Here is a 19,953-nt window from a genome sequence, read left to right as displayed (position 1 = left end):
GTACATTCAAAAAACACCAACTCTGCAAAATTGATGATTAATAGGTACAATAAAGCCAACTAAAAAGGCGGAGGACAGTGTAATGGGACTATTTGGTGGAGATGACTTTAAGTTACCAATGACAGTTGGCGAAGTGCCAGCAGGGCTTGAACAAATTCAAATTGTATCTGGATTGGGTATGTCAGTAGAGGGGGCTTTGAAGGATTTAGCTAAGGCGGCTGATAAGATTGGTGCTGATGAAGTAGTTAATGTGCGCGTGACGGCTACGGAAAATAATTTTGCAGCTTACGGAGATGCAGTTAAAAAGTAATTGATAGATTGGGATAGTTGCTACTGTCTCAAGCTCTTTTTGTATCATAGCCTAAATATGATACAAAAAAATTTAATAATGGGTTAACAGGTGTATTTGCGTGCGTTAAAATTCCGGTGTACTGTTAAAACGTACACAAAGGGGGACCTACATATGTTTGGATTTGGTGTAAAACAATTGGATAAACAAATTGATGAGTTATTAGAGACGATGTCGAGAAAGATAGACGGTGCAGATTATCCCGAGGCTGAAAAATTAGTGAACATGGCTAAAGCGGATCATCAGCAACAGCAACAACTACCACAAACAGTTGCTAGTAAATTATCAAACTCGTTGTATTTTTTGAAATTATCAGATGCCACGAAAGTACCAAGTGAAATTTCAATAGAGTTAACGGCTTTACGTCGGATGATAAATAAAGGCGGTGCCGGCTATGTGGCGAATGGTGGTGGCCAATCCTTGACGGCCCAATATCACCTATAAAAGCCAGCTTTTTTTAAAAGGAGGCTTGTCTTATGGAAGAAAAAGAAGTTGCAACGCAGTATGGTGTTAAAACGAATTTTCGGCTAATGCCAAACGGCGAGGCCCGACTTGGCTTAGTAGCTACAGATGGTAGTTCATATACGAGAACCGTTAATCAAACAGGTGCATGGCAGAATAGCCACTATCATGAAAAGTATCAGGAAGTCTACATTGTGCAGACCGGCAAAGTTGTTCTTGCGACGTATGAGGCGAATGATGAACTGAAACTAACTGTGTACCAAACTGGTGATTATTTTGTTGTGCCTGCAAGGCAGTCACATAATATCTATCAAGAAGCACACGCCGTGACACATAATGTTAAGTTTGGTGACAGTGAACCGACGGATTGGCATGCGGATGAGCAACTTGATCGGTTGATTGCTGACGTCGACGTACAGACATTAGTTTGATTTTTTGGTTCATGTGAAAAGCCCTCTCAGTTAGGCCATAATTTGATATAATAAAAGGCAGACATTGCAGGAGACACCTGCAGTTTAAAAAATGACGCCCTACCCATTCGTAGTGGCGGGAGGTATAAAGAAAATGGCAGACAAGAACACGTTCTATATTACAACGCCGATTTACTATCCATCTGGTAAGTTGCACATCGGTAACACTTACACAACGGTTTTGGCTGACGCGGCAGCGCGTTACCACCGTTTGTTGAACGAAGATGTTTACTTCTTAACGGGTACTGATGAGCACGGTTTGAAGATTGAACAAAAAGCAGAAAAGTTGAACATGACGCCACAACAATACGTTGATGGCATGGCTGCTGATATTCAAAAGTTGTGGGCTGATTTGGACATCACGAATGATGGCTTTATCCGTACGACTGATGACTTCCACGAAAAGGCCATCCAAAAGATTTTCCAACAATTCTTGGATCAAGACGACATCTACAAGGGTGAGTATGAAGGTTGGTACTCTGTTGATGACGAAGAGTACTTTACGGAGTCACAATTGGCCGAGGTTTACCGTGACGAAAACGGTAAGGTTATCGGTGGTAAGGCGCCTTCAGGTCACGAAGTTGAGTTGGTTAAGGAAGAGTCATACTTCTTCCGCATGGGTAAGTATGCAGACTGGTTGTTGGACTACTACAAGTCACATCCTGAATTTATTCAACCAGAATCTCGTATGAACGAGATGATTAGCAACTTTATCAAGCCAGGTTTGGAAGATTTGGCAGTTACGCGTACAGCCTTTAAGTGGGGTGTTCCCGTGCTATCTGATCCTAAGCACGTTGTGTACGTCTGGATCGATGCCTTGTCTAACTACATTACGGCCTTGGGATACGGATCAGATGACACGACGTTGTTTGATAAGTTCTGGCCTGCTAACGTCCAACTAGTTGGTAAGGAAATCGTTCGTTTCCACACGATTTACTGGCCAATCATGCTCCACGCTTTGGGCTTGCCATTGCCAAAGCAAGTGTTGGGTCACGGTTGGTTGACGATGCGTGATGGTAAGATGTCAAAGTCTAAGGGTAACGTTGTGTACCCTGATACATTGGCTGACCGTTACGGCATCGATGCAGTACGTTACTACTTGTTGCGTGCAATGCCTTACGGAAATGATGGTATCTTTACACCAGAAGACTTCGTATCAAAGTTGAACTATGATTTGGCTAACGATTTGGGTAACCTATTGAACCGTACTGTTGCAATGATTAACAAGTACGAAGATGGCGTTATCCCAGCTTTGAACTCAGGTGCAACTGAATTCGATGCTGATTTGGTTCAAACGGCTAACGATGTTATCAAGGCTTACAATGAAAACATGCAAGCAATGCGCACCGCTGATGCGTTGGCTGAAGTTTGGAAGTTGATTTCACGTGCTAACAAGTACATCGACGAGACAACGCCATGGACTTTGGCCAAGGATGAGGCACAAGCTGACAAGTTGGCATCAGTAATGGCGCACTTGGCCGCTGCATTGCGTGTTGCTGCTATCTTGTTGCAACCAGCCTTGACTCGTGCACCAAAGCAAATTTTCCACCAACTTGGTTTGGCAGAATCAAACTTGCAAATTGCTGATTTGAAGTTTGAAGATTTGCCAGCCGGTGGTAAGGTTGTTGCCAAGGGTGAGCCAATCTTCCCACGTGTTGATGTAGAAGCTGAAGTTGCTTACATCCGCGATGAGATGACTGGTGGGGCTGCTAAGCCTGCTGAAGAGACAGAAGCGTCATATATCGAAGTCCCAACAAAGGACTTGATTGAATTTGACGATTTCGACAAGGTTGAGATGCGTGTGGCTGAAATTTTGAAAGTTACCGAAGTTGATAAGTCAAACAAGTTGTTGCGCTTCAAGTTGAACGACGGTACTAAGGAAGGTCGCACCATTTTGTCAGGTATCAAGAAGTGGTACCCAGAGTACGCTGGATTGGTTGGTAAGAAGGTTGCCTTCGTTGCTAACTTGAAGCCACGTAAGATGATGGGTGAAATGTCAGAAGGTATGTTGTTGTCTGCCGAAAAGGATGGCAATGTTATTTTGACAATCTTGCCAGATGAAATTGAAGCTGGTTCTGAACTAGGTTAATACATGAAATTAAGGAAGCGATGGCCGATACATCGCTTCCTTTTTGTTAAAATAAGGGTATCAATCAGCAATGATAGGGGTTAGAAGCCTGATCTGCTGTAATATTCTGAAAACAGGAAAGAATTATGACAATATTTTATACGCTGGTGCCGATGATACTCACCATTATTATTGCGAACCTCTTGTCGCAAGCAATGCCACGAGTACCCAAGGCATTTTGGCAAATCTTAGGTGGCATTATTCTGGCAATGATCCCAGTGTTGCGCCATTCAGTCGTAGAGCTTGACCCGGAATGGTTTATGATGCTGATAATCGCGCCATTGCTATTTTATGAAGGTCAACGAACTGACGTGCGATTGGTATCTAAAAACTTCCGTGCCATTATTAGTTTGGCTGGAATTATTGCTGTGATGACGGTTGTGGTGTTGATGTTATTCGGCCACTGGGCCATTGGTTGGGCGTTACCGATGGCGTTGGCGTTGGCTGCAATTGTCACACCAACGGATGCCACTGCATTAGAGTCAGTTACAGAAGGGCTGGCAGTTCCTAAGGGGATTGGCCGGGCCTTAAATTTGGAATCATTATTCAATGACGCCACTGGTTTGGTGGTTCTGGAGTTGGCCCTTCTTTGGATGAATACGGGAACATTTTCATTCGTCCACGGCTTTGAAGAATTCTTAGTCGTCGCAGGTGGTGGCGCTATTGTCGGGGCACTTGCCGGGGTGGTGTTGTTATATATCCGTCAGCACCTCTTGAGGGCCCAATTTGACGATACGGTAGCGCACGTTATGATTTACCTTCTATCGCCAATTCTCGTATATGGGCTGGCAGAACACACTGGCGTCTCAGGCATTATCGCGGTGGTTGTGATGGGGATTATCTCGAACGAAGAAAAACACCACACGCAATTTATGTCATCACAATTAAATAACTTGAATAATCAATTAACAACGATTGTTTCACAGTTATTGAATGGACTCGTGTTTGTGTTGTTAGGCTTGTCATTGGTACGAGTATTTAGGACGTATCTTCATGAGCCAATCGTGACATGGTTAGGGTACATTGGGATTGGTTTGGCAATTTATGCCGTGATGACGGCATTTAGGCACATTATGATTGCACGCGTCGACCGCGATTCGCCGATGGCATCAATGGTTGATCAGGCACATAAAAATCGTGATGCGTGGATTTTTGCATTAGGTGGCGTTCACGGAACTGTGACGATGGCCATGGCTTTTTCATTGCCGTTGACATTAACAAATGGTCAGGCATTCCCACACCGTGATATGTTGCTCTTGATTGCGGCTACCGTGATTATTGTCAGCTTGGTGGCACCCTTGTTTATCTTGCCACGTCTTTTGCCAAAGGTTCAGGCTGATTATGATATGACCGAGTACTCGCAAGCACATATTGCGATGATTAACGCAGGTATGGCATATGTTGAGACACTGAATGTTTCTAATTCTGTTAAGCGGAATGTGATTGGCCAACTACAAGATCAGCTGGGATATGGGGCTGATCAATTGGACCGGGCGCTCTGGCAACGGGCGCAAACCGATATTCAACGGGTCACAGACGATGCAGTAGATGCCGCGATTGATGCTGGCTTAGTCTCGCAAGCAACGATGGTTTACTATCGCCGTGTGAAAGCGAATGCTGATGCACGCTGGGCTCGCGGCACAAATAATGTTCGGATGTGGTTCCGTATTTTGGAAGGGGTGGTGCTACGACTGGTAAATACCCGCCAAATTAAACCTGAAGAACGTATGCATAAAATTGCAGCTAAGATGCAACGACGAGTTGATCGGTTACAGCGTAAGGCGGCAAGGCGTACGCTAACAGAACATGAACAGCGCGATTTGGAACAAACCTTGCGGATGCAGAAAAAATTTGCGGCCGTCAAGCAGATGAATTACCGCAGTCCAGAAGACGCCGTCGCCAAGTACCAATCGAGTCGTGAATTGGTATTTACGGAAATTGCGGAAATTAGTGAACCGGCGGTGACGGAATTTATTGCGCAGGCTGAATCAAGCGACGAAGATCCACGTTATGTGGTGGCACTGCGCGATGTAGCTGCGCAAGAACGTGATCGTTTCCACGACCAACAAGTATCCACGGCTGAAGAGCAAGCGGTGCTATTGGGGGCGCTAGGGGCAGAATTGACGTACGTACAGGATGGTCGGCAAAATGACCGTTTCAGTGCAGCGTTAATTAATGAACTATATAACGAAGTCACGTCTGCACAAGCATTAGTTTTAGCGACTGACTCAGAAGAGTAGGATAAAAACCTCATCGTTAACCGATTTCGTTCTTGGTTAGCGGTGGGGTTTTTAACATGCCTTTCGCCGGACGTTTTTTTAGACAAATCATGAAGGGGCATGATTTATATGGGCATGGTTGCTGTGATAGAATAGTAAGTATCACAAACGTTTAGAATTAGGAGATAACATGGCAATTTACGATCCAACAAAGCGTCCAGCAGACAGCTTTGATACGCACACGCACTTGAATGATGAAGCTTTCTGGCATGATGTGGCGGCTTACTGGGCACGTGCACGTGAATATCGTGTCGTTGAAATGAATGTGGTTGGTTACGATACAATCGGTAATCAACGTGCCATTGAAATCGCTCATGAATTTGAAGGGGTAAATGCCATCGTTGGTTGGCAACCGGGCGAAAGTGGCGACTTTAAGCCTGAAGATATTGCCACTTTGCGCGAACAATTAGCTGACCCGGCGGTTGTTGGTGTTGGTGAAATGGGCTTGGACTATTACTGGGAAGAAAACCCAACCCCAGATGTGCAAAAAGCGGTCTTTAAGCAACAATTAGACTTGGCACGTGAGTTCCACAAGCCAGTGACAATCCACACACGTGAAGCAACGGCGGATACGTATGATGTTTTGAAGGATGCAAACGTCGCAGAGTTTGGTGGTGTGATGCACTCCTTTACGGGTACGGCAGATGAAGCCAAGCAATTCTTGGATTTGGGGATGTATATTTCATTTTCAGGAATTGCCACATTTAAAAATGCTAAGGATGTCCATGAAACATTGCAGTCAGTGCCGTTGGATCGTCTGCTAGTTGAGACGGATGCACCTTATTTGGCACCAACGCCAATGCGTGGTAAGCAAAACGAACCAATGTTTGTCCGTTACACGATTGCGAACATTGCTGAGCAACTTGGCATGTCATACAATGATTTAGCTGCCATTACGACAGAAAACGCCCACCGCTTGTGGCGCTTGGACAAGTAATGAAGATTAAAGAAGTGATTGTTGTTGAAGGTAAGGCTGATACGGAAGTACTGCGCCATGCGGTGGCGGCAGATACGATTGAAACGAATGGGTCGGCGTTGTCTGAGGCGACGTTACAAGCGATTCAGCGGGCTGCACAAACACGGGGCATCATTGTCTTTACGGACCCTGATTTCAACGGTGAGCGCTTGCGTAAGCTGATTACAGCAGTCGTGCCAGATGCCAAACATGCTTTTTTAACAAAAGATGAGGCCGGCCGCCAAATCAAGCATCATAGTTTAGGCATTGAGTATGCATCGGCAGCTGATATTCAGCAGGCGCTAAGCAAGGTGTACACGGCAAGTGATGTGGATATGTCATCCGACATTACGCGAGCAGATTTAATTAGGCTAGGCTTAATGGCCGGGGCCAACGCCGCCCAACGCCGTGAACACGTGTCAGAACGCCTAGGCTTAGGATATGTTAATGGCAAACAACTGTTGAAGCGCTTAAATATGTTTGGCGTGACGAATGAAGAATTAAACACCGTCTTGCAAGAGATGGACGAGGAGAAGAATTAATGTCTGATGTACCTGATATTGCGACGCCTGTGCGTACGCAAGCGATTATGAACCAATTTGGTATCAACACGAAGAAGTCTTTGGGACAAAACTTTTTGACTGATATCAATATTTTGAAAAATATTGTGGCAGCTGGGGATGTGCAAAAGACTGACAACGTTGTTGAAATCGGACCTGGTATCGGGGCGTTGACGGAGCAGTTGGCCCGGGCCGCTAAGCAAGTTGTGGCCTTTGAAATTGATGACCGCTTGATTCCAGTTTTGGACCACACTATGGCACCCTATGATAACGTCACAATTGTGCACAATGACATTTTGAAGGTTGATTTGGAAAAGGAATTTGCCAAGCAATTTGAGGATGTGACCGCACCATTGAAGTTGGTCGCCAACTTGCCATACTACATTACGACGCCGATTTTAATGCAAGTTTTGCAATCAGGTATTCATTTCGATAATATCGTGGTGATGATGCAAAAGGAAGTTGCTGATCGCTTGTCAGCTGAACCAGGTACAAAGGATTACGGTTCATTAACCTTGGCCGTTCAATATCGCATGAATGCGAAATTGGCCTTTACGGTTTCACGAACAGCGTTTGTGCCAAATCCAAACGTTGATTCAGCAATTATCTCATTAACGCCACGTGAGCCATTGGCCATTCAACCACGTGATGAAAAGCGCTTATTTGAGCTGTTTAAGATTGGCTTTGTCATGCGTCGTAAGACTTTGTGGAACAATTTAACAACGGCATTTGGTAAGGGTGAAGCGATGCAGGCGAAGTTAACGGCAGCGTTGGCGGCCATTGATCTTGACCCACGGACCCGTGCTGAAAAGCTTTCTTTGGAGCGATTTGTTGAACTACATAACGCATTATTTGATGCGGGTGTTTACAACGCCTGATTTTTGCTATAATATTTCTTATTACAAAATATTTTTATTAAAGAAGAGGTAAAAAAATTATGGATTCCGGTCCGTCTATTATGACCAATATTGTTGTGATTATTATCATTTTGTTGCTGGCAGTCTTGTTTACATTGACTGAGTACTCACTGGTTAAGGTGCGTCCTTCAGCCTTGCGTGCGCTACAAGAGGCACGTAAGCGACCATCAAAAAATTTAACACATGCGATTAACATGACACACCACATGACAGAGTATCTATCAACTGCCCAAGTTGGTATTACGCTGACGTCATTGATTTTGGGTTGGTTAGGTGAGGCGTTTATTGCCAGCTTGATTATCTCATCAGGTGTGTTGCCACCAGCTATTGCACACAGTGTGGCATCTATCGCGGCAATTTTGATCTTTACCTTTATCCACGCGGTCTTTACCGATTTGGTGCCAAAGAACATTGCGATTGACCAACCGGTTAAGGTGCTATTGTTCATTGTGCGTCCCGTGATGTTTTTCCACATTGTTTTGTATCCTTTGATTTGGTTGTTTGATCGAACGGCCGCAGGGGTTACGAAGCTGCTTGGATTTAATGCACATCCCGATGAAGATATTTATTCTGAAAATGAAATTTTGTCTTTGTCTAAGGACGCCGCGGATGCTGGTGAAATTGACGAAGAAGATTTGACGTTCATGAAGCGTGCCTTTGAAATGAACGATAAGGTGGCGGTTGATATTATGATCGACCGTACGCAATTAACAGTTGTTAATGTTACGGATACAATCGGTGATGCGTTGAACTTGTACCTTGAGGAAAAGTTCTCACGTATGCCGGTAGTGGCAGATAATGATAAGGATAAGATCCTGGGTTATGTCTTTTCATATGATTTGGTTCGTCAAGGCCGTTTGAGTATGAATGCTTCTGTTCGAACAGTGTTGCGTAACTTGCCAGTCGTTTCTGAAAACCAACCAATCACGGAAGTGTTGCAAGAAATGATTGAACACCGTGCCCCAATCGTTGTTGTTAAGGACGAATATGGTGGAACATCAGGTATCGTTACGGACAAGGACGTTTACGAAGAATTGTTCGGCACGGTACGTGATGAAATCGATGATGTCTCAGATGATTTGATTCAAAAGCTTGGTTCTGACGAAGATGGTAACATGCACTACAAGGTGTCTGGAAAGATGACGTTGTACGACTTTGAGCGATTCTTTAAGACAGAAATCAAGTCTTTCGAAGATTCAGAAATGGTGACGTTGACGGGATATGTCCTAGACGATCATCCTGACTTCCAAGTTGGTGAAGCCATTAAGATTAATAACTTTGAAATTACGGCCTTGGACTTCAAGGATGCGTATATTGAAGAGTTTGAGGTCGTGGCTTTGCCTGAAGCTGAAGTTGATGATGCTTCAAATGAAGACCAACAAAATAATTAAGCATGTAAGCAAAACCCTGATACCTATCAGGGTTTTTTGTTATAATTGGGACATTGAATATGTATAAAAAGAAAGTAGGAAGATAAAATTGAGTGAAGGACAATTATGGGGTTCAGTTGTTGTCATTATTATTGTGTTGCTATTTGCAACGCTGTTTGTGGCGGCTGAATTTGCCTTGGTTAAGGTCCGCAAAAGTGCGCTAATTGAGTTGCAAGAGAGTCGCGAAAAACCCTCGCGTAAAATTGCGACAACGATTCACATGGTTGAAAACTTGAATGAGTATCTCTCAACGACCCAAGTGGGAATTACGTTGTCTGGTTTGATTCTTGGTTGGATGGGTGAAGAGACGATTGCACACTTGTTGTTGGATGCGGGTCTTTTGCAAAAAATGACGGGGCCAAGCTCAGGCGTGATTGCTTCAATTATTGCGTTGGTTTTGTTGACGTATGTTGAGGTGGTCTTTACCGAATTGGTGCCCAAAAACGTTTCAATTGATTTCCCAGTTAAGGTGTCATTATTTGTGGCAACGCCATTGCGCTTGTTCCACATCATTTTCTATCCATTCGTGTGGTTGCTGAATGTCTCTGCGACAGGTGTCACACGCTTGTTCGGTATGAAGCCAGCTAGTGAAGGCGATGAAGTTTACTCAGAAGCTGAAATTTTGAGTTTGTCACGTACCGCAGCGCGTAGTGGACAATTGGATGAAGAAGATTACGTCTTTATGCAACGTGCCTTTGAAATGAATGACAAGGTTGCGGCAGATATTATGATTGACCGGACCCAATTGGATGTTGTTGATATTACAGACACGGTGCATGATACGTTACAACGCTATTTTGAGACGAAGCACTCACGCTTCCCAGTGGTTGCTGATAATGACAAGGACAAGATTTTAGGTTACGTCTTTAACTACGATTTGATGCGTCAGTCGCAAGTGAATGACCAAATTTCAGTTCGTAAGATTATTCGTCGGATGCCAACGATTTCTGAAAATATGCCAATTCAAGATGTTTTGCAAGAGATGATTGCGCGCCGGACGCCAATTGTGATTGTGAAGGATGAATATGGTGGTACGTCAGGTATTGTGACGGACAAGGATATTTATGAAGAGCTGTTTGGTTCAGTGCGTGATGAAATGGACGCTGTTGCGGATGATTTAGTCGAAAAGATGGGATCAGACGAAAAGGGTAACATGCACTATAAGGTATCTGGTAAGATGACGTTGTATGATTTCGAACGATACTTCCATACGGATATTCGCCCATTTGATGACTCAGAAATGGTGACGTTAACGGGGTACTTCTTGGAAGAAAAGCCAAACCCAACTGTGGGTGAAGCAATTCGCGTCGTAGACTTTGACATTAAGCCACTCGACTTCAAGGATGCATATATTAACGAATTCGAAGTCTCACGTCGATCAAATGACGTGGCGCCGGATGCGGAAACTGAATAATAGGTAACAAAAAATCCCTGAGCGACAATTTGTCGCTCAGGGATTTTAATTTTTAGGCGAAAGTGATCTCGATGTTGTCCGTCAAGATATCCGTGTAGCTGAATGAAGCACGGTCAAATTCATTACCATCTTGCTTCAAGTCCAATACGAATACTGAACGGAACGTTTCGCGTACGACAGCTTCGTGCTCAATCGTACGGTGGCGGCTCTCGTGGGTAACCAACGTAATTGGCTCGCCGATGTGATCGTCTAATTGTTGCTTAATTTCTGCTAATGCTGCAGGCATAAGGCACTCCTTTCGTGAGGCTGTCCTCACAACCAGCGACAAATGAAATCGCTGCGTAAAACCGGTGCGCAAAAAGTGTGCACCAAACCTGTTGTTAATTTTAGCACAAAAAAAGAAAATTAACAATACAAAATAATTTTATCAAGCATTTTGTAAAATTAGATTTTTAGAGATAATGATAAAGTTCTGGGTGCAAAATGCCATAATCCCGAATAGCGCAACAAGTGGTTTGGGAGAATCGTTGGAAAAGCAAACGTTCTGATTTAGCGCGAATGATTGTGTTGTGTTTCGCCGAACATTAGATAAATGACACGCAATCAATTGCCGTACTATGTAATAAGTCAAGACTTGTATAGTTCGTGAATTCTGTTAATCTTGAATTACAAACACAGCAAGAGGGGAATGCGATAATGAAAGACGAACGAATTGGCTGGCCAGCGTATTTTATGATGCAAGCGGCGATGCTGGCTTCACGTAGTACCTGTACACGCCTACACGTTGGTGCGGTAGTCGTCAAAGATGGCCGAATCATTGCGAGTGGCTATAACGGTTCAGTAACCGGCACACCACATTGCACGGAAGTTGGTGATTTACTGGTAGATGGACACTGCATTCGGGCAGTTCACGCCGAACAAAATGCCTTGATGCAATTAGCAAAGATGGGAATTGCAGCAGAAGGTGCTGAAATCTACGTGACAGATTTTCCGTGCGTCCACTGCACGAAGTTCTTGTTACAAGCAGGTATTAAGAAAATAAACTATTTGCGTAATTATAATAATGACGAATTTGCAATGTCATTAATTGAGGCGAAAAATGTCGCCTTGCAACAAGTGCCATTGACGCAAGCGGATGTTCAGTTAGTCGATTTTGAAAAGTACGTGATGGAGGAGAACTAATGAGTCAGAATGAACAAGCATACCTAGATTTAGCGCAAGAAGTGTTGGAGACGGGGCATGCCAAAGGTGACCGAACGGGGACGGGGACGCGGTCGCTTTTTGGTCGCCAGATGCGCTTTGACATGGCGGAGGGTTTCCCGCTGCTCACAACAAAGCGAGTGCCGTTTGGTTTGATTAAGAGTGAGTTGTTGTGGTTTTTGCAAGGAAATACCAATATTCGATTCCTCTTGGAACACAACAATCATATTTGGGATGAGTGGGCCTTTAAGAACTGGATTGAATCAGCAGATTACACTGGTCCAGATATGACTGATTTTGGGCGCCGCTCCTTAGTCGATGAAGCGTTTAAGGCCCAATATGATGAACAACATCAATTGTTTGTGGACCGAATCCTAGCAGATGATGCATTTGCTAAGCAATATGGTGAACTTGGGGATGTTTATGGTGCGCAATGGCGTCATTGGCGTAAGGTGCAGGGTGGATTTATCGATCAAATTGACGATGTGGTCAACCAAATTAAGACAAACCCTAATTCGCGACGGTTGATTGTAACGGCGTGGAATCCTGAAGATGTGCCATCACAAGCATTGCCACCATGTCACACGCTTTTCCAGTTTTATGTGGCCGATGGCAAGTTGAGCTTGCAACTGTACCAACGCTCGGCAGATATTTTCTTGGGCGTGCCATTTAACATTGCGTCATATTCGCTCTTGTTGCATATGGTTGCCGCACAAACGGGGCTTGAAGCGGGTGAATTTGTCCACACGTTGGGGGATGCCCACATTTACTCTAATCACATTGCACAAGTGACTGAACAGTTGTCACGCGAGATGGTTGAATTACCACAATTAGTATTGAATCCAGATGTAAAATCGATTTTTGACTATACGATGGATGATATTAAAGTAGAAGGCTATAAGCCGGCTAAGTCGATTAAGGCACCAGTAGCTGTTTAAAAAATAGACATGAAAAAGACGCTCCGTTGCTAGATATGCTGACGGGGCGTCCTTTTTGTATTAAAATGAATAGGTTACGATAAGTTTCATTAAAGTTCTAGCTCGTAATATTAAAAAGATAACTAAAACAGTCAAGAAAGTTGATTGCCTGGTTACTGACCAGGTAAGAGAGGAGACGCTCATGGATAATGAGCCAAATTCACGTTCTGCGCGTCGAGAGGCAGAACGTGCGGCTAATAACCCGCTGAGTAAGGTACGGATGCCGAATATGAATCCCAAAGGGGACGGGCCAAAGTTCGACAAAGTGCGGGTACGTAATACAATTTTGGCGGTCGTAGCTGTGATTGTATTGGCCGTGGGAGTGATGTTTGGTATTGCCTACAATAATACAAAGAACGCTGTGGATGATGCTTATCAAAGCACCGGTTTGAAAAAAGCCCGCGACGTGTCAGATGTGTTGTCAGACGGTAAGCCATTCTCAATTTTACTATTGGGAACTGATACGGGGGAACTGGGACGTGACTATAAGGGGCGTACAGATTCATTGATGCTCGTGACCGTTAATCCAAAGCTGGATAAAGTGACGATTATGTCATTGCCACGTGATTCGGTGATTGCCCCCGTTGGTTATGAAGATGAATTCCCACAAAAGTTGAATTCAGCTTACGAATTTGGTTCAGCCAAGACGACTATTCAAACCATTCAAGATTGGTTAAATGTACCGATTGATTTCTACGCGCTTGTTAACATGGGCGGTATGGAAAAGGTCATTAATGAACTTGATGGGGTGAAGGTAAAGTCACCGCTAACCTTTGCGTATAACCCTTATACGGCGCATGATGACGCAGGATACTTGTTTAGCTTTAAGAAGGGATCATCAACGTACACGTTTACGGCCCAAGACGGCGTGACGCACACTTACCATAAGATGGATGGTAAGGCAGCGTTGGCATTCTCTCGTATGCGTTATGATGATCCGCAAGGTGATTACGGTCGCCAGGAGCGCCAGCGTATGGTGCTTGAAGCAATCGTTGATAAGGCAAAGAGTAATCCAACGAAGCTTGTGAATGCGAAGTTCTTGGATACTTTGTCAGATTCAACGAAGACTGATTTGACCTTTGGAGATATGACGACAATTATTTCGAAGTACTTGAGTGCTGCGAAGAATATCAAGACTGATCATGCTCAAGGAACTGAAGTGACCTTGTCTTCGGGATCTTCTGAGCTGATTTCACCAGAAGAAAAGCAGCGTGTAACTAATGTTTTGCGCAAGTCATTGGGCTTGAAGCACAAGAAGACTGGTAACATGTACGGTGGTGAAGTCACAGCGGCAACGTTGTTGGCAAACGGTTTAGTAACAACGGGCGCTTCTGATATTGATGATTCTGAATCGGATGACAGTAGCACAGCGACGGATACAGACGCAACGACTGGTGCCACGACGTATGGTACGGGGACGACGGCTGATACGACCGGAGCAACAACCAATTATTATGGTCAATAATGACTGAAAAAGAACGAGACTAGGATAAAATCCCTAGTCTCGTTCTTTTTTTCTAGCCGAAAATTTCGACCCATTGAAAAATGAAAGCGTTTGCATTTTTGTGGCACCTACAATAGACTGAACTTGTCAGCATGTGTAACTGAATTGAACGTAATTGGGGAGTTACATATCATTTACATTTCTGAAGCATGGTAAAGTCATGAAAATGATTGAAATTAAACATACGAATGCACATGCGTGTTCACATTTTGTGCATAATTCGCCCAATAATTGCGCGAATGTAAACGCTATCATTAAGTATGTAATAAACAAACGGGGATTTTTAGTTAATAGGGGTAAGAAAACATGGCACAAGACTTTAAAAAGTTAGCACGCAATGTTGTGGCCGGTGTTGGTGGCGCTGAAAACGTTACGAATTTGACACACTGCATGACGCGTTTGCGCTTTATTTTGAAAGATGAGAGCAAGGCTGATGATGCCAAAGTGAAGAACATTCCGGGTGTTATGGGTTTGGTAAAGCAAGGTGGCCAATACCAAGTGATTATTGGTAATAATGTGGCGGCTGCTTACAAGGAAATTTTGCCACTTGGTGTTGAAGGTAGTGTTGCACAAGATGATGCGCCAAAGGAAAAGCAAAAGTGGACGCCAAAGCGCGTAGGTATGACGATTTTGGATGCCATTATTGGGACGATGACACCGCTGATTCCAGCCATTATCGGAGGGTCAATGGTGAAGTTGCTCGCGATGCTATTACTCATGACGGGTGTGGCAGGCGAAACGTCATCAACGTATGTCTTGTTAAATACAATTGGGGATGCCTCGTTCTTCTTCTTGCCAATTTTGGTGGCGGTATCAGCCTCAAAGAAATTTGGCACGAACACGTACTTGGCTGTCGCAATTGCCGGGTTGATGGTTCACCCAGCATTTATGGACTTGATGGCTAAGGCAGCTGAAGGTCAAGCTGTGACACTGGCGATGATTCCAATTACGTCAGTGAAGTATACGTACACGATTATTCCGGCCATCGTCATGGCATGGTTGTTGCGTTACATTGAAGCAGGTGTTGATCGTATTACGCCAGTGGTAATGAAGAACTTCTTGAAGCCAATGTTAATTTTGTTGGTGGGAGCGGTGATTGCCATTTCATTGGTTGGACCAATGGGTGTTTGGCTTGGTAATGGTATCTCAGCCGTTGTTTACGGTATTCACGGTAAGCTTGGCTGGTTGGCTGTTGCGATTGTTGGGGCGATTTGGCCATTGTTGGTGATGACGGGGATGCACCGTGTGTTTACACCAACGATTGTGACGACGATTGCCGAAACGGGTTCAGAAGCCATGGTTATGCCATCTGAAATTGGCGCTAACAGGTCACTTGGTGGGGCCTCGTTGGCCGTTGCAATGAAGACGAAGAATCGTGAATTGCGTCAAACGGCTTTGGCGGCAGCGTCATCAGCTTTGATTGCAGGAATTACAGAGCCAGCTTTGTATGGTGTCGCAATTCGTTTGAAGCGACCAATGATTGCTTCAGTGATTACCGGCTTTATTGCTGGTGCGGTTGCGGGTTTGGCAGGTTTGGCTTCCCACTCAATGGCAGCGCCGGGCTTGTTTACGTCAGTACAATTTATTGATAAGGACAACCCAACTAGCATTTTGTGGATTGCGGCCGTTATGGCGATTTCAGTAGTCGTGTCATTTGCTTTGACGTTGATTATTGGGTTTGAAGATATTCCGGTCGAAGATGACGAAGCAGATATGACTAATGACGGCAGCGTTAAGCTAATGGCGCCGATGACTGGTATGGCTAAGGGCTTGCACGATGTTGCTGATGAAGTGTTCTCAAAGGGCTTGCTTGGTAAGGGGATGGCGATCGATCCGGAAGATGGTAAGGTTGTGTCACCAATTGCGGGGACTGTCACGACGGTCTTTCCAACGAAGCACGCCATCGGATTGACAGACGATAATGGTGTGGAAGTGTTGATTCACGTCGGTATTGATACGGTTTCATTGAATGGTGAACCATTTACGGCTAAGGTGGCTGCGGGAGATCGTGTTGCAGTCGGTGACGAGTTGTTGGAAGCGGACTTGGATGCCATTAAGGCAGCTGGGCTGCCAACGACGATGGTTGTGATTACAAATTCAGATCAATTTAAGGATATTGCGCCGGTTGCGCCTGGTCACGTTTCATTCAAGGAACATGTGATGGAAGTCTTCCACCACGACAAGGAAGCAGACACAGAACCAGCAATGGCGTAAGTTTAACGAAGAAGAGGGAAGAGATTTATGACGACGAATACTGTATTTCCAGCAGATTTCTTGTGGGGCGGCGCAATTGCTGCCAATCAAACTGAAGGGGCTTGGCATGAAGGTGGCCGTGGCACGAGTAACATTGATATGTTGCCCATTGGCGACAAGCGGATGCCGGTGAAGTTGGGTCAAGTGGCGCAACCTGAATTGGATGAGACATTGTACTATCCAAGCCATACCGGAATTGATTTCTATCACCGCTATAAGGACGATATTGCCCTGCTAGCAGAAATGGGTTTGAAGGTATTCCGAACATCAATTTCATGGAGTCGCTTGTATCCAAATGGTGATGAAGAGACGCCTAATCCTGAAGGGATTGCCTATTATCGATCATTGTTCGAAACGTGCCGTGAGCATGGTATGGAAGTGTTGGTAACATTGGCGCACTTTGATGTGCCGATGGGCTTAGTAACTGGTTATGGTTCATGGCGTAGTCGTGAGATGATCACTTTCTTCACCCGCTATGCGAAGACATGTTTTGAAGAATTTGGCGATTTAGTTAAGTACTAGATTACATTTAATGAAATTAACATTATCTTGCACAGCCCATTTTCGGGGGCTGGGTTGGCGTTCCAACCTGGTGAAAATCAAAAGCAGGTCACGTATCAAGCGGCACACCACGTGTTGGTTGCAAGCGCGTTAACGGTGAAGATGATTCATGAGATGCTGCCAGCCGCCCAAGTTGGGTGCATGATTGCGGGCGGTAGTTTCTACCCTTACACGAGTAAGCCGGAAGATGTTTGGCAGTCAATGCTGGATGACCACGACAATACATTCTTTATTGACGTGCAGGCACGCGGTTACTACCCATCATACATGAAGAGTTTGTTGGCTTCTAAGGGCGTTGATGCGATAGAAATGGCCGACGGTGACGAAGAAATCTTAAAGAATACCGTTGATTTCGTGTCGTTTAGTTACTATGCGTCACGTACATCAGCGCACAACTTAGATGAGTTGACGGCCAACGAAGGTAACGTCGTGAAGTCGGCTAAGAATCCTTATTTACCAACGAGTAAGTGGGGGTGGGTCATTGATCCGCTTGGCTTGCGCATTACGATGAACCAGTTATATGACCGTTATCAAAAGCCGTTGTTCCTGGTTGAAAATGGTTTGGGGGCTGAAGACACAGTTGCTGCTGATGGATCGATCAATGATGATTACCGCATTGATTATTTCCGCGAGCACATTAAGGCGATGGCCGACGGGATGGCTGATGGTGTGCCATTGATGGGTTATATTGCCTGGGGTGTGATTGACTTGGTCGCAGCCTCAACAGGTCAAATGACTAAGCGTTACGGGATGGTTTATGTGGACAAGAACAACGACGGTAGTGGATCTTTGAAGCGTTCGAAGAAGAAGTCGTTCGATTGGTATAAGCAAGTTATCGCCTCAAATGGGACGGTCTTGTCATAAATGTTAATAGGAGAGTGAGACGAAAGGCGCTTTGGCCCCGATGATAACGTTGTTTGACCTGCTTATGCCTTGGAGCGTAGCGTAGAGGTGTGAGTGGGTCAAATGGCGTTATATTAAGGGGTCAGCCTTTCGGAACACGTTTAAAAGCCGCCAATCCTCCGATTTTAAATCGGGAGATTGGCGGCTTTTGAGGTTGGGGCAGAAATTTCTGCCTCAACCTCTTTTGTTTAGAAGTTTTAATTGTAAAGTCGCCTTTTACAAAACGCATACTGAATCAAAAAGAAATCACAATTAAGCCTAAATATTGGACGAGTAGTCTAATACATGTAGAAGGGATTGGACAACTTCATAAAACGAACTAATAATCGTAATTTTTGTTTTTGTTAAAACGTTTAACGTCAAAAAATGAACAAATATGATATTGACGTAAATAATGTTCGTTGTTATCCTTAATACAACCTTTAAATGGGTTACCAATTTGGGTAATGATAATTAGGAACAGATAGCTAAGGAGTACTAGGGGACATGTTTAAAAAGCTTGTTGCGGGTGCTGCAGTTACGATTGCAGCCTCAACATTAGTTACAGCATTGCCAGCGGCATCAGTTAACGCTGCTGACAAAAAGGTTGATTTGAAGGAATTGAATGTACAATTCGTTCCATCATCACAAGCTGACACAATTCAAGCCAAGGCAAAGCCATTGGAGAAGTTGTTGAAGGCACAATTGGGTATTCCAGTTCACGTAACAATCTCAACTGACTACAACACAGTCGTTGAGGCAATGGGTTCAAAGAAGGTTGACATGGGCTTCTTGCCACCTGACCCATATGTACAAGCTCACAAGCAATACGGTGCAAAGGTTATCTTGCAATCACAACGCTACGGCATTAACGACAAGAAGGGGGACGGTTCAAACACCGACAAGCTTGTTGATTACTACCGTGCCGAAGTACTTGTTAAGAAGGACTCAAAGATTAAGTCTGTTAAGGATTTGAAGGGTAAGAAGATTGCCGTTCAAGACACGACGTCCGATGCTGGGTACATGTTCCCAGTTGTTGACTTGAAGAAGAAGGGTGTCAACGTCGTGAAGGACGCAAAGCTGGTGACAGTTAAGGGGCACGATCAAGGTGTGCTATCAGTAATGAACGGTGACACAGATGCAGCCTTCGTCTTTGATGACGCCCGTAACGTTGTTAAGAAGGATAACCCAGATGTCTTTAAGGATACGCGTGTTTTGACATACACAGCTAAGATTCCTAACGATACTATTGCCTTGCGTAAGGGTATTTCAAAGGCTGATACTAAGGCAATCCAAAACGCGATGATTAAGGTGTCAAAGACAACCGAAGGTAAGAAGGTTTTGAACGATGTATACAGCTGGGCTGGTGTTGCAAAGTCAAAGGATTCAAACTTTAACGTTGTCCGTAAGTACCAAAAGGCTGTTGAAGGTATCAACTAAGTCCAATTAAATAAAGCAGGTTGGTCACGCAAGATTTACGTTTAGCGATGACTACTAGCGATGAAAAATGAAGAACGAGTTTCCTGGTGGTGTGTTTTACCGGTGAAGCTCGTTCTTAGTACATATTTTTTAAAACGATTAAGCAAGTTGATTAGTTGTTAAGTAAAACGAT

The 19,953-nt window shown here is 44.4% G+C and carries 16 protein-coding genes and 1 pseudogene; 16 read left to right on the top strand and 1 reads right to left on the bottom strand.

Going from position 1 to position 19,953, the window contains the following annotated elements; all coding sequences use genetic code 11:
- Positions 1-82 precede the first annotated feature (82 nt).
- The 10 genes from ESE_RS0108840 (at position 83) to ESE_RS0108795 (ending at position 10,964) form a co-directional block, all read left to right on the top strand.
- A complete protein-coding gene (locus tag ESE_RS0108840) occupies positions 83-310 on the top strand; it encodes a hypothetical protein (protein WP_010373996.1) in 228 nt (75 codons plus the stop codon).
- Positions 311-463: 153 nt separating this feature from the next.
- Complete coding sequence (locus ESE_RS0108835; RefSeq protein ID WP_010373995.1) at positions 464-793, top strand: hypothetical protein; 330 nt, start codon at positions 464-466, stop codon at positions 791-793.
- Positions 794-825: 32 nt separating this feature from the next.
- Positions 826-1,242: a cupin domain-containing protein gene (locus ESE_RS0108830; RefSeq protein ID WP_010373993.1), complete on the top strand. Its 417-nt coding sequence runs from the start codon at positions 826-828 to the stop codon at positions 1,240-1,242.
- A 133-nt stretch (positions 1,243-1,375) separates the two neighbouring features.
- Entirely contained in the window at positions 1,376-3,370 is a 1,995-nt protein-coding gene (gene metG / locus ESE_RS0108825) for a methionine--tRNA ligase (RefSeq protein ID WP_010373991.1), read from the top strand.
- A gap of 125 nt (positions 3,371-3,495) precedes the next feature.
- Positions 3,496-5,649: a cation:proton antiporter domain-containing protein gene (locus ESE_RS0108820; protein WP_010373989.1), complete on the top strand. Its 2,154-nt coding sequence runs from the start codon at positions 3,496-3,498 to the stop codon at positions 5,647-5,649.
- A gap of 169 nt (positions 5,650-5,818) precedes the next feature.
- Positions 5,819-6,625 carry a TatD family hydrolase gene (locus tag ESE_RS0108815; protein WP_010373988.1) on the top strand — a complete coding sequence of 269 codons (807 nt, stop codon included), beginning with the start codon at positions 5,819-5,821 and terminating at the stop codon, positions 6,623-6,625.
- Positions 6,625-7,185, top strand: coding sequence for a ribonuclease M5 (gene rnmV / locus ESE_RS0108810; protein WP_010373986.1), 561 nt, complete (start codon positions 6,625-6,627; stop codon positions 7,183-7,185). Before ESE_RS0108815 ends, rnmV begins: the two co-directional genes overlap by 1 nt.
- Complete coding sequence (gene rsmA, locus ESE_RS0108805; RefSeq protein ID WP_010373984.1) at positions 7,185-8,081, top strand: 16S rRNA (adenine(1518)-N(6)/adenine(1519)-N(6))-dimethyltransferase RsmA; 897 nt, start codon at positions 7,185-7,187, stop codon at positions 8,079-8,081. Before rnmV ends, rsmA begins: the two co-directional genes overlap by 1 nt.
- A 59-nt stretch (positions 8,082-8,140) precedes the next feature.
- Positions 8,141-9,511 carry a hemolysin family protein gene (locus ESE_RS11605; RefSeq protein WP_010373982.1) on the top strand — a complete coding sequence of 457 codons (1,371 nt, stop codon included), beginning with the start codon at positions 8,141-8,143 and terminating at the stop codon, positions 9,509-9,511.
- An 88-nt stretch (positions 9,512-9,599) separates the two neighbouring features.
- The gene (locus ESE_RS0108795) at positions 9,600-10,964 is read left to right on the top strand and encodes a hemolysin family protein (RefSeq protein WP_010373980.1); all 1,365 of its coding nucleotides are present in this window, start codon (positions 9,600-9,602) and stop codon (positions 10,962-10,964) included.
- Positions 10,965-11,016: 52 nt separating this feature from the next.
- Here the strand turns inward: ESE_RS0108795 and ESE_RS0108790 are convergent, their stop codons facing one another.
- Entirely contained in the window at positions 11,017-11,250 is a 234-nt protein-coding gene (locus ESE_RS0108790) for a Veg family protein (protein WP_010373978.1), read from the bottom strand.
- Positions 11,251-11,660: 410 nt separating this feature from the next.
- On the opposite strand from ESE_RS0108790, the gene ESE_RS0108785 reads away from it, so the two are divergent.
- From ESE_RS0108785 to ESE_RS0108760, 6 genes and pseudogenes are all read left to right on the top strand, one after another.
- A complete protein-coding gene (locus ESE_RS0108785) occupies positions 11,661-12,146 on the top strand; it encodes a ComE operon protein 2 (RefSeq protein ID WP_010373976.1) in 486 nt (161 codons plus the stop codon).
- Entirely contained in the window at positions 12,146-13,102 is a 957-nt protein-coding gene (locus tag ESE_RS0108780) for a thymidylate synthase (protein ID WP_010373974.1), read from the top strand. Before ESE_RS0108785 ends, ESE_RS0108780 begins: the two co-directional genes overlap by 1 nt.
- A 181-nt stretch (positions 13,103-13,283) precedes the next feature.
- Positions 13,284-14,606 carry an LCP family protein gene (locus tag ESE_RS0108775; protein WP_010373972.1) on the top strand — a complete coding sequence of 441 codons (1,323 nt, stop codon included), beginning with the start codon at positions 13,284-13,286 and terminating at the stop codon, positions 14,604-14,606.
- 345 nt (positions 14,607-14,951) lie between these two features.
- Positions 14,952-16,859, top strand: a complete 1,908-nt coding sequence (gene ascF / locus ESE_RS0108770) for a PTS cellobiose/arbutin/salicin transporter subunit IIBC (RefSeq protein WP_010373970.1) — start codon at positions 14,952-14,954, stop codon at positions 16,857-16,859.
- A gap of 27 nt (positions 16,860-16,886) precedes the next feature.
- Positions 16,887-18,323, top strand: a pseudogene (gene ascB, locus ESE_RS11600) (6-phospho-beta-glucosidase).
- Between the two features lie 525 nt (positions 18,324-18,848).
- Positions 18,849-19,781: a phosphate/phosphite/phosphonate ABC transporter substrate-binding protein gene (locus ESE_RS0108760; RefSeq protein ID WP_010373964.1), complete on the top strand. Its 933-nt coding sequence runs from the start codon at positions 18,849-18,851 to the stop codon at positions 19,779-19,781.
- Positions 19,782-19,953 lie beyond the last annotated feature (172 nt).

This window comes from Weissella cibaria KACC 11862 (assembly GCF_000193635.1).
GTDB lineage: Bacteria > Bacillota > Bacilli > Lactobacillales > Lactobacillaceae > Weissella > Weissella cibaria.
This window is presented reverse-complemented; position numbering and strand designations above follow the sequence as displayed.